This is a genomic window from Allobosea sp. GW822-FHT03F07 (assembly GCF_058801345.1).
In genome coordinates, this window is the sequence record NZ_JBXAND010000001.1 from 1542365 (window position 1) to 1556886 (window position 14522).

The window sequence follows — 14522 nt, forward strand, 5'->3', positions numbered from 1 at the left end:
CGCAACGGGTCGGAAGCAGTCATCATCAGCGCGGCGAGACGAACCATTCCATAGGATCGTCGCCCCGCCGGTAACTCAATCCCGCCTTCTCAAGCGTTGCAGCTAGGTCGACTGAGCAGAGGCACAAATCAGGGTCGCGCCAATCCCTGCCCTCTGGCCAACGCAGGAAGGGGTTTTGACCTTGCCACACGAGCTTGTCCTCACCGCCAAGAAGTGCCGCCAACTTCCGAGGCGTATTGTACTCGCGCCCGTTCGCGATAACCGAGTTGCACACGCTCTTACCCCCGAGACCGAACGAGATGTGCCGGTTTGCGATCCGATGCGCAACGTCCGCAACGGGTCGATCAGAGACCTGATGATGTCGGGCGAGGCCCCTCTCAGACAGCCCAACATCGATTTTTCATGCGGCCTGCCGTATGCTCGGATGGGTCGGCTGGCGATGGAGCGTTCTATGCCAAATGCAGCCAATGAGAGCCGGGTGTCGATTTTGACGCCGTTGAGTTCGACAAGTGATCTTCGCGCCGAGAGTGCGCGGCGGCTGCCAGCGCTGGCTCAATATGGCGTCGCGCTGTTGCTGGTAGCGGTCGCGACCTTTTTTGCATTCGTCGCCGATCGTGTGGTCACCGCCCCCACGCTCACGCTCATCTTCGTCATTCCGGTCGTTATGGCGGCGACCAGCTTGGGCTGGGGACCGTCGGTGGTTACCGTCGTCGCGAGCGTTCTGGCATTCGATTTCTTCTTCACGCAGCCCTATTTCACCCTTCAGATGACCGAGCCGTCCGAGATTGGCGCGGCGCTGCTTCTGTTGGCGACCTCCGCCATCGTGAGCACCGTGGCGGCCGAGTCCAGGCGGCGGGCGCTCGACGCGCGTCGCGCGGCAGACCAGGCCCAGGCGCTCCAGGCCCTTGCCCATACAATCATTGAGGATCGGTCGCAGAAGGAGGTGGTCGAGGCGGCGGCGACTGCGCTGAGCCGCATCTTTGCAGCGCCTGCGGTGATCTTCTCGGAGACGGACGGCCGGCTCCGCCAGGAAGCCACGACCGGCGGTGCTGTGGTCTCCGAGGTTGAGGCCAAGGCGGCGGAGAACGCCTTGAATGCCCAGACGCATTTGCGGGGAGAGACCTACCCCAACGATGACTCGACGTTCGACTTCTGGCCCGTCGCCAACGGGGGCGCTCGTCGATATGTCATGGGCGTGGACTTCAAGAGCTCACACTTCGAGCGGCCTCCCGACCCAGAACGGTTCATCGAAATTGTGGGCGCCTACCTCGCGTCCTCCCGTCGGGTGATTCTGTGATCTTGCGGTAGATGATTGTGCGGACCACCCGACCCCTGTTGCCAGGCCACGGCCACTCCAGCATGCCTGCGGCTTGCAACTGCCTCGCCTAAGGGCTACGCCGATCTCGCGTTTGGAGGGGCCTGCCGATGCGACCCCGAACCGATGACTGCCCAATCCCGACGCCCGATCCGGGTCGGCGGTTGCAGTGCTGCGGTCGTTTCCAATACGACATTCTTATGCCGGCAAGCAGCATTCCCAATGGATAATTTATGGGCGTCGTCCCAAATCCTCTCGTGTAGCCGGTCATACCGACCAGGCCGCATCAGAGTGAAACACCATGTTGAGGATTTTTGCTGTCATCTTCTGCTGGGCGAAGCGGCTCGATGCCCGCCTCACCGGGGGCGTGGAGGCGCACGGTCGCTGCCTCTGCGGGCTCAACCGCACCCGGCTTGCGCGACGCGCCGCAGAGCGACGTCGTCGGCCAAGTGAGAGCCATTCCCTGACGCTCACGGTGCAGTAAGCCTTTGTATCACCCGCGGCGAGTAGCAGGGGCGATGGCGCCAGCGGAGCATCTCGATTATGGGTCGAAAGCAGTCGCTACCGATCCGCTGCGCGCGAGCCTGAGCCCGCTCACTCCACCACCACCGCCCGTGTCGCCAGAACACGCACTCCGCTGACCGGCGCTTCCATCACATAGCGCAGCTCGTAGGCGCCGGGGCGGTCGGGTGCTTCCAGCGTCGCCTCGATGTTCTCATGCGGCAGGAAGGATGGTCCTTGCGCATCCACTGCCGCGCCGGCGGGCACCAGCACGACCCGGTCGCGATCGCCATTGGGGCCGATGCCGCGGGCTGGGAAGTCGCGGCCTCGGGTGACGCGGTCGGGCGCGTGAAGGGTTGCCTCGGCCGGGGTGGTGACGAGCGGCTGGGCGAGCAGGACGATCGGCGCGCCGTCGCGGTCGCGCGTCAGCCGCAGCTCGTAAGTGCCCGGCTCGCCGGGCACGGGCAGGCTGACGGACGTCCTGCCGCCGATTTCCGCGACGACGATCGCTCTCTGCGGCGGATCGCTCGGCCTGGAGATGGCGAGCCGCGCGCCCGGCGGCGCCCTGCTGATCATGACGCTCAGCATCGAGCCGGCCATGACGCTGCGCGAGGCGGAGAGGGCGGGGCCGGCCGGTTGCGGCTGGGGCTGCGGGCGCGGCTGCGCCGGCGCGGGCAGGGGCGCGAACAGCAGCGGCGCGAGCGGCAGCACCAGCGCGACGAGGGCGCGCCGCCTCATCGCCGCGCCAGCGTCCGGATATGGGCGGCGAGCTTGGGGCTGCGTGCCGTCAGGGCGCGAAAATCGATCTGGTCGAGTACCAAGAGCTTGGTCGGCGCCGTAGCGACGGCCGCGTTCACGCAAGGCGAATGACTCTCGATGGCGAGATCGTCGAGCGTCAATGAGCCGAAGAAGTGCCCCTCGTCCAGCCGGGCCTTTTCGTTCGGCCGCGAAATCTCGACTTCGCCGCTCGCGACGAAATAGAAGGCCTGCACCGGGTCGCCTTCATGCGCGACGACGGCGCCGTTTCTGACTGTCCGGGCGCGCAGGAACTGCATGACCTCGGCGATCTCGGCGGCGTCGAGCTGGCCGAACAGAGGCACGCTCGCGATCATGCTCCAGGTCACGACGAATTCACGCCGGTGGATCTCCTGGGCGAAGGCTGTCGCGACGATGCCGACCGGCAGCGCCAGCATGACGAGGCCGAGCACGGCGGTGACCGCCGCGACCGCCTTGCCCGCCGCGGTGATCGGAAAGACGTCGCCATAGCCGACCGTGGTCAGGGTGATGATCGCCCACCACATCGCATCGGGGATCGTGCCGAACTTCTCGGGCTGGGCTTCGTGCTCGACGAGATGCATCACCGATGCCGCCATCAGCATTACGCCCATCAGCACGACGAAGCAGGCGAAGAGCGCCTTGCGCTCGGCCGTGAGGGCAGCCGCCAGCGAGGCCATGCCGGGCGAGTAGCGGCCGAGCTTGAAGAAGCGCAGCAGTCGCAGGAGCAGCAGCACCTTCAGATCGCCGAGCCCGAAGAATGCGAAGGCCAGGGGCAATGTCGCCAGCAGGTCGATGATCGCCGGCACCGACATGGCGTAAGTCAGCCGCGCCCGTGCCGGGGTCATCGACCGATAACGTGCGTGCTCGGGCGCGACCCAGAGGCGAACGGAATATTCCAGCGTGAAGATGACGAGCGAGGCCGTTTCCAGCATCTGGAAAGCCGGACCGAAACGCCGGGAGAGATCGGGAATCGATTCCAGCACGATCGCGACGACGTTGACGCAGATCAGCAGGACGAGGCCGTGGTGGATCCAGCGCGCGACGGCGTCGTCGCCGGCGCCATGGTCGATCCAGAGGTGAAGCCGGCGCCGCCATCCCTTGAGAGCGGCGGCGCCCATGCTCGTATCAGCCCATCGCCGCGGCGACAGCATCGAGCGCGGCCTGCGCCTTCGTGCCGTCGGGCCCACCGGCTTGCGCCATGTCGCGCCGCCCGCCGCCGCCCTTGCCGCCGAGCTGCTCGGAGCCGGCCCGGACGAGCGCGACCGCGTCGAAGCGCTCGGTCAGGTCGGGCGTGACGCCGACGACGATGCCGGCCTTGCCGTCCTCGGCGACGCCGACGATCGCGACCACGCCGGAGCCGACCCGCGCCTTGCCCTCGTCGACCAGGCTCTTGAGGTCCTTCATCTCGACGCCGGTGACGGCGCGGGCGAGCAGCTTAGCGCCGGCGATCTCCTGGACGGGATCCTCGGCCGCGCCGCCGCCGCCCATGGCGAGCTTCTTGCGGGCGTCGGACAGGTCGCGCTCGAGCTTGCGGCGCTCCTCGATCAGTGCGGAGAGGCGGTTGCCGGCCTCAGTGGCCGGAACCTTGAGCAAGCTCGCCAGCCCGTCGAGCAGGCGCGACTCGGCGTTGAGGCGCAGGCGCGCGCCATTGCCGGTCATCGCCTCGAGCCGGCGCACGCCGGCCGCGACCGCGCTCTCACCGACGACGCTGACGAGGCCGATATCGCCGGTGCGGCTGGCATGGGTGCCGCCGCAGAGCTCGACCGAATAGGCCCGGCCGGCCGGGTTCGTGCCCATCGAGACGACGCGGACCTCGTCGCCGTATTTCTCGCCGAAGAGGGCGCGCGCGCCCGAGGCGATCGCCTCGTCGACGCTCATCAGCCGGGTCGAGACCGGCTCGTTCCTGAGCACGATCGCGTTGGCGATCTCCTCGACCTCGCGCAGCTCCTCCTCGCTGATCGGCTTGGGATGCGAGAAGTCGAAGCGCAGCCGCTCGGGCGAGACCAGCGAGCCCTTCTGCGCGACATGGTCGCCGAGGACGAGCCGCAGCGCCTCATGCAGCAGATGCGTCGCCGAGTGGTTGGCGCGGATCGCGCTGCGGCGGTCATGGTCGACGATCAGCTCGACCGCGTGGCCGCGCTTTAGTTCGCCTTCCTTCACCGTCACCGCATGGGCGAAGACGTCGCCGAGCTTCTTCTGGACATCGCTGACCTCGGCGACCGCATCCGCGGCGCGGATCGTGCCGGCATCGCCGACCTGGCCGCCGGACTCGCCGTAGAAGGGCGTCTGGTTGACGATGACAAAGCCGCTCTCGCCGGCCTTCAGCGTCTCGACCTCGGCATTGTCGCGGATCAGGGCCGTGACCACGCCCTCGGCCGTTTCGGTGTCGTAGCCGAGGAATTCGGTCGCGCCGACGCGGTCCTTGAGCGGGAACCAGAGCTTTTCCGTCGCAGCCTCGCCGGTGCCCGCCCAGGCGGCGCGCGCCTTGGCCTTCTGCTGCTGCATCGCAGCGTCGAAGCCTTCGGTATCGACCGTGATGTTGCGGGCGCGCAGCGCATCCTGCGTCAGGTCGAGCGGGAAGCCATAGGTGTCATAGAGCGTGAAGGCGACATCGCCCTTCAGGCTCTGGCCGGCGACGAGATCCTTCGCCGCGTCGTCGAGCAGGCTGAGGCCGCGCGCCAACGTCGTGCGGAAGCGGGTTTCCTCGAGCTGCAGCGTCTCGGTGATCAGCGCCTCGGCGCGCAGCAATTCGGGATAGGCGCGGCCCATCTCGCGCGTCAGCACCGGCACCAGCCTGTGCAGCAGCGGCTCCTTGGCGCCGAGCAACTGCGCGTGGCGCATGCCGCGGCGCATGATCCGGCGCAGCACATAGCCGCGGCCCTCATTCGAGGGCAGCACGCCGTCGGCGATCAGGAAGGCCGAGCAGCGCAGATGGTCGGCGATGACGCGATGGCTCGCCTTCATCGGCCCGTCGGAGGCGACCGAGGTCATGTCGGCGATCGCCGCGATAAGCGCCGCGAACAGGTCGATCGCGTAATTGTCATGCGTGCCCTGGAGCACGGCGGCGATGCGCTCGAGGCCCATGCCGGTGTCGATCGAGGGGCGCGGCAGGTTGGTTCGGACGCCGCCCGCTGCCTCTTCATACTGCATGAAGACGAGATTCCAGATCTCGATGAAGCGGTCGCCGTCCTCGTCGGGCGAGCCTGGGGGGCCGCCGGGGATATGGTCGCCATGGTCGTAGAAGATCTCGGAGCAGGGGCCGCAGGGGCCGGTGTCGCCCATGCGCCAGAAATTGTCCGAGGTCGGGATGCGGATGATCCTGCTGTCGGAGAGGCCGGCGATCTTCTTCCAGAGGGCGTGCGCCTCGTCGTCCTCGGAATAGACCGTGACGGTCAGTTTTTCCTTCGGCAGGCCGTATTCGCGTGTGACCAGCGTCCAGGCGTGGGTGATCGCCTGTTCCTTGAAATAGTCGCCGAAGGAGAAGTTCCCCAGCATCTCGAAGAAGGTGTGGTGGCGCGCGGTGTAGCCGACATTGTCGAGGTCGTTGTGCTTGCCGCCGGCGCGCACGCATTTCTGCGCCGTGGTGGCGCGGTCATAGGGGCGCTTTTCCTGGCCGGTGAAGACGTTCTTGAACTGCACCATGCCCGAATTGGCGAACATCAGCGTCGGGTCGTTGCGTGGCACGAGCGGGCTCGACGGCACGATCTCGTGGCCATTTGACTTGAAGTAGTCGAGGAAGGTCGACCGGATATCGTTGACGCCGCTCATCGCTGTTTGCGCTCTGGTACTGGGCAAGAGGCCGGCTCGTCCGGCGGGAAAGATCGCTTCTAGTCAGGCCGCTTGCGCCTGTCCAGAAAGCCGGTGCCATGAGCCAGCGGCGACATGCAGAAGGGCGGCTCGAAAGCCGCCCCATCGCGCTGGTGCCGGAGATCGTGCAGTCATTCCAGCGGATCGCACGGTCATTCCGGACAAGCCGCGAAGCGGCGCCGCTCCGGAATCCATCGAAGGGAGACGCGCTCTACGATGGATTCCGGGTCTTCGCTTCGCTCGCCCGGAATGACGGCGAGGATGTGATCGCCGTCGGGGCTAAGGCTCAGGCCTCGCCCTCGTCGAGATCGTCATCGGTCGGCGTCGCCTGGTCGAGGATGCGGTCGGCCACGAGGCCGGAATTCTGCCGGATCGTCGCCTCGATCTTGGCGGCGATCTCCGGATTGGCCCTGAGGAAGGCCTTGGCGTTCTCGCGGCCCTGGCCGAGGCGCTGGCTGTCGAAGGAGAACCAGGCGCCGGACTTCTCGACCATGCCGGCCTTGACGCCGAGATCGACGAGTTCGCCGACCTTGGAGATGCCCTCGCCGAACATGATGTCGAACTCGACCTGCTTGAAGGGCGGCGCGACCTTGTTCTTGACGACCTTGACGCGGACCTGGTTGCCGGTGGCCTCGTCGCGCTCCTTCAGCGTCGAGACGCGGCGGATGTCGAGGCGCACGGAGGCGTAGAATTTCAGGGCGTTGCCGCCGGTCGTCGTCTCGGGCGAGCCGTACATCACGCCGATCTTCATTCGGATCTGGTTGATGAAGATGACCATGCAGTTCGAGCGCGAGATCGAGGCGGTCAGCTTGCGCAGGGCCTGGCTCATCAGCCGGGCCTGGAGGCCGGGCTGGACGTCGCCCATCTCGCCCTCGATCTCGGCGCGCGGCGTCAGCGCCGCGACCGAGTCGACCACCAGCACGTCGATCGCGCCGGAGCGGACCAGTGTGTCGGTAATCTCAAGCGCCTGCTCGCCGGTATCGGGCTGCGAGATCAGGAGATCGTCGAGATTGACGCCGAGCTTGCGGGCATAGACCGGATCGAGCGCATGCTCGGCATCGACGAAGGCGCAGACGCCGCCCTTCTTCTGGGCTTCGGCGATGGTGTGGAGCGCGAGCGTGGTCTTGCCGGAGGATTCAGGGCCGTAGATCTCGATGACGCGGCCGCGCGGCAGGCCGCCGACGCCGAGCGCGATGTCGAGACCGAGCGAGCCGGTCGAAATCGTCTCGATCTCGATCGCCTGCTGGTTCTTGCCCAGCCGCATGATCGAGCCCTTGCCGAAGGCGCGCTCGATCTGCGAGAGCGCCGCATCCAGCGCCTTGGCCTTGTCCATCGAGGAACCTTCCACCAGCTTGAGATTCGCCTGACTCACGACTTCGGCTCCTTATGGCAGGGGCGCGGGGACATCACAATCTGCGCCGGTGAGCAAGATTGGTCATGGTTTGTTCCCATTCGCAAGTTCTTTTTCTGTTCTCGTTTGCGGTGCCCTGACAGGAGATGTCAGGAGGGCTCCTCTTCATGCGCGTGGCGCCTCTGAGTGAAAATGGTCGCGTTCGATCATGCTTGTGGCGCATGTCGGCTTGGCTTCATGTCGTTAGTGCGCCGTTCCACATTCTGTTAATTGCGCGGCTTCTCCATTTGGTTTTGCGAAAGTTTCCACCGTGTCCTCCCCATCCTCGTCCGCCGCGCCGGCCAATTCGCCGCGCCGGGTGCTGTTCGCCAGCCTGATCGGCACCACGATCGAGTTCTTCGACTTCTACATCTACGCGACGGCGGCGGTGATCGTGTTCCCAAAGCTGTTCTTCCCGGCGAGCGATCCGACCTCGGCGATGCTGTCCTCTTTCGTGACCTTCGCCATCGCCTTCTTCGCGCGGCCGGTCGGGGCGGCGCTGTTCGGCCATTTCGGCGACCGCGTCGGGCGCAAGGCGACGCTGGTCGCCGCGCTGATGACGATGGGGCTGTCCACGGTCGCGATCGGGTTGTTGCCTACTTATGCGCATGTCGGCATTGCCGCGCCGCTGCTGCTGGCGCTGTGCCGGCTCGGTCAGGGGCTGGGCCTCGGCGGCGAATGGGGCGGGGCGGTGCTGCTCGCCACCGAGAATGCGCCGCCCGGCAAGGAAGCCTGGTATGGGATGTTCCCGCAGCTCGGCGCGCCGATCGGCTTCATCATGGCGACGGGGAGCTTCCTCCTGCTCGGCGATGTGCTGAGCGACGAGCAGTTCTTTTCCTTCGGCTGGCGCATTCCCTTCATCGCCAGCGCGCTGCTCGTCTTCATCGGTCTGTGGATGCGGCTGAAGATCAGCGAAACGCCGGCATTCAAGAAGGCGATGGACAAGCAGGAGCGCGTGAAGGTGCCGCTGGCGAGCATCTTCGCGCAGCACAAGCTGCCGCTGCTGATCGGCACCTTCGCGGCGCTGGCGACCTTCGTGCTGTTCTACATCATGACGGTGTTCTCGCTGAGCTGGGCCACGACTCGGCTGGGCTACAGCCGCAACCAGTTCCTGCCCGTGCAGATGGCCGGCGTCGTCTTCTTCGGGCTGATGATCCCGGTCTCGGCCGTGATCGCCGATCGCGTCGGCCGGCGGCGTGCGCTGATCGGCACCTCGCTCGGCATCGCGCTGTTCGGCTTCCTGGTCGGTCCGCTCTTCGTCGCGGGAAGCATTCCGAGCGTGCTGCTGTTCTCGGTGCTCGGCTTTGCGCTGATGGGCTTTACCTATGGTCCGATCGGCACGGCGCTGGCCGAGATCTTCCCGACCGCGGTGCGCTATACCGGCGCGTCGCTGACCTTCAATCTCGGCAGCATCGTCGGGGCGTCGCTCGCGCCCTTCATCGCGACCTGGCTGGCGAGCACCTACAGTCTCAGCTTTGTCGGCTACTACATGACGGCCGCCGCGCTGCTGACGATCGTCGCGCTGCTGGCGATGGGCCGGCCGGTGGAGGAGCGGGCTGGCCCGGCCCAGGTCGTGCCGGCGCAGTGAGGTCACCCGAGCTTCGGCGGCATCTGCAGGGCGCCGCCGAGCCGTTCGAGTTCGAGCGTGTAGCAATAGAGCGAGAACAGGATCGCGATCAGCAATCCGCCTCGCCAGGCGATGTCGGGCGGGGCGAGGGCGAGTTCCGGCGCGTGGCGCAGGAAGTAGAGCGAATACAGCGCACCGCCGAAGATGAAGCCGAGCCGGCTGGAAAAGCCGAGCAGATGCCCGAGCGGGACGTTCCGGTAGCCCGACGGCACCGGGACATTGCGCAGGCGATACCAGTAGCAGATCTGGCCGAGCGCGGCGGCGGCCAGGAGCTCGACCACGCCAGCGAGCGCGGGCGCGGCCGGCGTGCCGATGTTCTCGATCAGGAGGCGGAAGCCGGCATGGATGTTGGCGAGCACGACCGCCGCGCAGGCGGTCTGCGCGCCGAGCAGCAGGACGTAATGCAGAAGCTTGCGATCAGCCATGGCAGCGACACCCTGCCGACTTTGTTGTGAGATGCGCCGTCATCCCGGGCTTGACCCGGGATCCATGCCAGAACGCTTTCGATAGAGGTCCAGGCATGGATCCCGGATCTCCGCTTCGCTGCGTCCGGGATGACTGAGCCCCATTAGGGGGCGATCTGCCCCAGCCCATCTCCGGCGTGGTTCGCCTCGGCCCGACGCCAAGCTCACCCCATCGCCGCCTTCACCGTCTCCACGAGCTGCTTCATCGTGAAGGGCTTGGGCAGGAACTGGAACTCCTCGCCCTCGGGCAGGTTCTTGCGGAAGGCTTCCTCGGCATAGCCGGAGACGAAGACGACCTTGGTCGCCGGGTTGCGTTTGCGCAGCTCGCCGAGCAGCGTCGGGCCGTCCATTTCCGGCATCACCACGTCGGAAACGACGAGGTCGACCTTGCCGTCCTCGGCGAGGAAGAGGTCGAGCGCCTCGACGCCGGAGGCGGCCTCGTGGACGGTGTAGCCGCGCGAGACCAGCATGCGGGCGTTGAGGGCGCGCACCGCATCCTCGTCCTCGACCAGCAAGATGACGCCGGCGCCGGTATGGTCGGCGGCGATCTTCTTGGGGGCTTCCTTGATCGCGACCTCGGCGGCGATCTCTTCCTCGCTCGGGACATGGCGGGGCAGGAAGATGCGGAAAATCGTGCCGCGGCCGACGAGGGAGTCGCAGAAGACGAAGCCGCCGGTCTGCTTGACGATGCCGTAGACCATGGAGAGGCCGAGGCCCGTGCCCTTGCCGACCTCCTTGGTGGTGAAGAAGGGCTCGAAGATCTTGTCGAGATGCTCGGGCGCGATGCCGGTGCCGCTATCCTCGACCTCGAGCAGAACATAGTCGTCGGGCGGCAGGGCGGCGTGCCCGAAGCCGGCGCATTCGCTGCCTGCGACATTGCGGGTGCGCACCGTCAGCTTGCCGCCATCGGCCATGGCGTCGCGCGCATTGACCGCGAGGTTGACGATGACCTGTTCAAGCTGGCCGAGATCGGCCTTGACCGGCCAGAGGTCGCGGCCCTGGCGGACGTCGAGCGTGACCTTGTCGGCGACGACGCGCTTCAGCATCAGCGACAGGTCGGAGAGCACGTCGCCGAGCTCAAGCACCTGCGGACGCAGCGTCTGGCGCCGCGAGAAGGCGAGCAGCTGCCGCACCAGTGCGGCGGCGCGGTAGGCGTTCTGCTTGATCTGCATGATGTCGGGGAAGGAGGGATCCGTCGGCCGGTGGCTGGCGAGCAGGAACTCCGAGGCGTTGATGATGACCTGCAGCACGTTGTTGAAGTCGTGCGCGATGCCGCCGGCGAGCTGGCCGACGGCCTGCATTTTCTGGGCCTGGTCGATATTGTCCTTGAGCTTGCGCTCGGCGGTGGTCTCCAGCGCGTAGATGATGGCGCGCTCGCCGTCGCCATCCTCGCTGGCCGCGACCGGCGAGAGATAGAGCCTGGCGGAGCGGGCGTCGTCGGAGGCCAGCGTCAGGTCGAGCGGAGCGATGTCGGAGCGCCCGTCCATGGCCTCCGTCAAGGCGCGGTCGAGCCCGCCGCCGGGCGCGACGAGGTCATGGATCGTGCCGGGTTGCAGGCCGGGCTGCGGACCGACCTGGGTCAGGCGCGCGAAGGCGGCATTGGAGCGCAGGATGGTGCCGGCGCGGTCGACGGTGGCGATCGCCATCGGCGTCGAATGGAAGAAGCGGGCGAAGCGGATCTCGGCCTCGCTGCTGCCGTCGGAGCCGGCCTCGCCCGGTGCGCGGTTCAGCACCAGCGTGCGCGACGGCCCGGCGCGACCGTCACTGCCGAAGGCGACCTGGTGATGCAGGCGCACCGGCAGGGAGGCGCCGTTGCGGCGCTTCAGATCGACGTCGAGCACCTCGATGCGGACATCGCCGGGCTGGCCGCGGATCGCCTGGACAAGGGCGGCCGCGCCCGGCGTCGCGATGTCGTCGAGATGCAGCCCGCCGGAGCCGAAGCGGGCGAGGTCGAAATCGAGCCAGCCCGAGAGCGTGGCGTTGAGATAGGAGACCTCGCCATCGGCATCGATCGAGACGAAGCCGGCCGGGGCATGATCGAGGTAGTCGATCGCGTGCTGGAGTTCCTGGAAGGCGTTCTCCTGGCGCTCGCGCTCGGGCGTCACGTCGGACACCGCCCAGAGCGTGGCCGGCCGGCCGTCGCGGCGTACCGGAGAGACCTTGATCCGGTACCAGCCGACGGCGCCGCGGCCGCCCAGCGCTGGTTCGAGCCGGATCTCTTCGGCCAGCCGGCGGTTCTCGCGCGCGGCGGTGGCGAGGCGGTAGATCGCTTCCGAGACCTCGGCGCGGCCGGTGAAGAGGCTGCCGACAGGGCGCAGGTCGCTGGCGCCACGGGCTCCCGCCAGAGCGAGATAGGCCTCGTTGGCGTAGACGATGCCGCTCTCGCCCTCGGTCACGACGACGCCCTCGTCGGCGCTGTCCACGATCGTCTTGGTCAGGTCGTTGCGGGCGGCGCGGCCGGAGAACTGGATCACGCCGACGGCGAAGGCGAAGAGGCCGAAGACGCCGATGACCGAGAGCAGCGCCAGCAGCCCGAGGATCAGCGGCTGGGCCCATTCGTTGGCGATGAAGCCGAGCGCCACGGCGGCGCCGACGAGCAGCCCCGCGACGAGCAGGATGACGCCGATATGGCCCGGCTTGTCGGAGCGATCGATCGCAGTCGTGGTGCCGCCCATTGCGGTGTGGTCCGTCCCGTTGCCGCCGAGCCACCGCGATGGCGGGCTCGCGCGCATGGTCTGATGCATGATGTGGTCCGAAAACGGGTTCCCACTTCTCGGCATCATGCGGAAGCGAGTTAGGCGCGGCGGCCCTTCAGGCGCAAGACGTATCCGATCACTTCGGCCACTGCCTGGTAGTGTTCGACAGGAATTTCTTCGTCGATGTCCACTGTCGCGTAGAGCGCGCGCGCCAGGGGCACGTTCTCGACGATCGGGACGCTGTGTTCGCCGGCGACCTCGCGGATCTTCAGAGCGACCGCGTCGACGCCCTTGGCGAGGCAGAGCGGGGCGGCCATGCCGGGCTCGTATTGCAGCGCCACGGCGTAGTGGGTCGGGTTGGTGATGATCACGGTCGCCTTCGGCACGGCCGCCATCATGCGCCGGCGTGCGCGCTCGGAGCGTATCTGGCGCAGCTTCGCCTTGACCTCGGGATTGCCTTCCGAGTTCTTGTACTCGTCCTTCAATTCCTGCTTGGTCATCTTCTGGCGCTGGTACCAGGTGAAGCGCTGCCAGCCGAAATCGCCGATCGCGATGACGGCGAAGAGGGCGAGCGCGCTCGCCATCAGCTTGATCGCGAGAACGAGCGTCGCCGGTAGCAGCGCCGCTATGTTCATCTGCGCGAAGCCCTCGAGCCGGTCGTGCTCGGCCCAAAGCGTCGTCCACAGCACGGCTCCGACCAGCCCGGTCTTGGCGAGGCCCTTGGCGAAGTTGACCCAGGCTTCCTTGCCGAACATCCGCTTGGCGCCGCCCATCGGCGAGATGCGGCTGAATTTCGGCATCAGCGGCTCGAAGGTCCAGAGCGGCTTGTGCTGGATCATCGCGCCGGCCAGCGCGGCGCAGAGGATGAAGGCGAAGGGCAGGCCCAGCGCCGCGAAGCCTGCCATCACGCCCTGCTGGGCGACATTGGCGAAGGCCGATCCGTCGGAGGGCACCTGATGGGCGTTCATCAGGAAGGCGCGCAGCGAGAGCGCCGCATCGCGCGCCGACCAGCCGGCGCCGACCAGCAGCGCCATGGTGAAGCCGCAGAGCACGAAGAAGGTGCCGATCTCCTGCGATCTGGGAATGTCGCCTTTCTCGGTGGCCTGATCCAGCTTTCGCTGTGTCGGGTCCTCTGTTCTGTCCTCGTTGTCGGCATCCTCCGACATGACCGGTCAGTTTTCCGTGAACTGGCGCAGGAAGCCGCCGAGATCGTTGAGGAAGACGCTCATCATCACGCCGACGACCGCCAGCAGCACGAGCATGCCGCCGAGGATCGAGGCCGGCACCGCGAGGAAGAAGACCTGGAGCTGCGGCATCATGCGCGCGAGCACGCCGAGGCCGAGATTGAAGAGCAGGCCGAAGACGATGAAGGGCGCCGAGATCTGCACCGCGATCGCAAAGCCCTGCGACGCGGCGCGGATCGCCAGCGTGATGACGTCGCCCATGCCGGGAATGCCGCCGGGCGGCAGCACGCGATAGCTCTCATGGATCGCGACGATGGCGACATGGTGCAGGTCGCTGGTCAGCACGAGGGTGATGCCGAGCATGGTGAGGAGGTTGCCGATCGACGGGTTCTGGGTGCCGCCGGTCGGGTCGACCGTCATGGCGAAGCCAAGTCCCATGGTCTGCGCCACCAATGTGCCGGCCGTCTGCAGGGCAGCCATGACGAAGCGGGCACAGACGCCGATGACCAGGCCGATCAGGATCTCGCTGACGAGGAGCCCGACGATGCCGGTCGTGTCGGACGGGAGACGCAGCAGCGGCCGCGCCATCGGCACCATCATCAGCGCGATGAAAAAGGCCAGAGAGAGCCGGGCGCGCGAGAAGATGAAGCGTTCGCCGATGCCCGGCATCAGCATCACGAGCGTCCCGACGCGCGCGAAGACGAGCACGAAGACGGCGCTGATCTCGGGCAGGATCGCGATCTGCATCGTGCCGCCGACAC

The 14522-nt window shown here is 67.0% G+C and carries 10 protein-coding genes; 2 read left to right on the forward strand and 8 right to left on the reverse strand.

The window, feature by feature from the left end:
- Positions 1-319 precede the first annotated feature (319 nt).
- Complete coding sequence (locus AC1RMY_RS07385; protein ID WP_492863300.1) at positions 320-1297, forward strand: DUF4118 domain-containing protein; 978 nt, start codon at positions 320-322, stop codon at positions 1295-1297.
- A gap of 612 nt (positions 1298-1909) precedes the next feature.
- Here AC1RMY_RS07385 and AC1RMY_RS07390 read toward each other — a convergent pair.
- The 4 genes from AC1RMY_RS07390 to recA all read right to left on the reverse strand — a co-directional run bounded on the left by AC1RMY_RS07390 (position 1910) and on the right by recA (position 7772).
- The gene (locus AC1RMY_RS07390) at positions 1910-2554 is read right to left on the reverse strand and encodes a hypothetical protein (protein ID WP_492863301.1); all 645 of its coding nucleotides are present in this window, start codon (positions 2552-2554) and stop codon (positions 1910-1912) included.
- The gene (locus AC1RMY_RS07395) at positions 2551-3711 is read right to left on the reverse strand and encodes a cyclic nucleotide-gated ion channel (RefSeq protein ID WP_492863302.1); all 1161 of its coding nucleotides are present in this window, start codon (positions 3709-3711) and stop codon (positions 2551-2553) included. The genes AC1RMY_RS07390 and AC1RMY_RS07395 overlap by 4 nt, the downstream gene beginning before the upstream one ends.
- A 7-nt stretch (positions 3712-3718) precedes the next feature.
- A complete protein-coding gene (gene alaS / locus AC1RMY_RS07400; protein WP_492863303.1) occupies positions 3719-6361 on the reverse strand; it encodes an alanine--tRNA ligase in 2643 nt (880 codons plus the stop codon).
- A 325-nt stretch (positions 6362-6686) separates the two neighbouring features.
- Positions 6687-7772, reverse strand: a complete 1086-nt coding sequence (gene recA / locus AC1RMY_RS07405; protein ID WP_492863304.1) for a recombinase RecA — start codon at positions 7770-7772, stop codon at positions 6687-6689.
- Between the two features lie 289 nt (positions 7773-8061).
- Between recA and AC1RMY_RS07410 the strand changes: the two genes are divergently transcribed.
- Positions 8062-9378, forward strand: a complete 1317-nt coding sequence (locus tag AC1RMY_RS07410) for an MFS transporter (protein ID WP_492863305.1) — start codon at positions 8062-8064, stop codon at positions 9376-9378.
- Between the two features lie 2 nt (positions 9379-9380).
- On the opposite strand, the gene AC1RMY_RS07415 is transcribed toward AC1RMY_RS07410, so the two are convergent.
- The 4 genes from AC1RMY_RS07415 to fliR all read right to left on the reverse strand — a co-directional run bounded on the left by AC1RMY_RS07415 (position 9381) and on the right by fliR (position 14508).
- Entirely contained in the window at positions 9381-9842 is a 462-nt protein-coding gene (locus AC1RMY_RS07415) for a hypothetical protein (RefSeq protein WP_492863306.1), read from the reverse strand.
- 203 nt (positions 9843-10045) lie between these two features.
- On the reverse strand, positions 10046-12556 hold the full coding sequence (cckA, locus tag AC1RMY_RS07420; RefSeq protein WP_492863577.1) for a cell cycle histidine kinase CckA: 2511 nt from the start codon (positions 12554-12556) through the stop codon (positions 10046-10048).
- A gap of 119 nt (positions 12557-12675) precedes the next feature.
- Entirely contained in the window at positions 12676-13743 is a 1068-nt protein-coding gene (flhB, locus tag AC1RMY_RS07425) for a flagellar biosynthesis protein FlhB (protein ID WP_492863307.1), read from the reverse strand.
- A 6-nt stretch (positions 13744-13749) separates the two neighbouring features.
- Positions 13750-14508: a flagellar biosynthetic protein FliR gene (gene fliR / locus AC1RMY_RS07430; protein WP_492863578.1), complete on the reverse strand. Its 759-nt coding sequence runs from the start codon at positions 14506-14508 to the stop codon at positions 13750-13752.
- Positions 14509-14522 lie beyond the last annotated feature (14 nt).

What these genes read in the sequence shown, in the direction of transcription:
- AC1RMY_RS07385 (WP_492863300.1), top strand. Translation starts at nt 320, where the DNA reads ATGCGCAACGTCCGCAACGGGTCGATCAGAGACCTGATGATGTCGGGC.
- AC1RMY_RS07390 (WP_492863301.1), bottom strand. Translation starts at nt 2,554, where the DNA reads ATGAGGCGGCGCGCCCTCGTCGCGCTGGTGCTGCCGCTCGCGCCGCTG.
- AC1RMY_RS07395 (WP_492863302.1), bottom strand. Translation starts at nt 3,711, where the DNA reads ATGGGCGCCGCCGCTCTCAAGGGATGGCGGCGCCGGCTTCACCTCTGG.
- alaS (WP_492863303.1), bottom strand. Translation starts at nt 6,361, where the DNA reads ATGAGCGGCGTCAACGATATCCGGTCGACCTTCCTCGACTACTTCAAG.
- AC1RMY_RS07415 (WP_492863306.1), bottom strand. Translation starts at nt 9,842, where the DNA reads ATGGCTGATCGCAAGCTTCTGCATTACGTCCTGCTGCTCGGCGCGCAG.
- cckA (WP_492863577.1), bottom strand. Translation starts at nt 12,556, where the DNA reads ATGGGCGGCACCACGACTGCGATCGATCGCTCCGACAAGCCGGGCCAT.
- flhB (WP_492863307.1), bottom strand. Translation starts at nt 13,743, where the DNA reads ATGTCGGAGGATGCCGACAACGAGGACAGAACAGAGGACCCGACACAG.
- fliR (WP_492863578.1), bottom strand. Translation starts at nt 14,508, where the DNA reads ATGCAGATCGCGATCCTGCCCGAGATCAGCGCCGTCTTCGTGCTCGTC.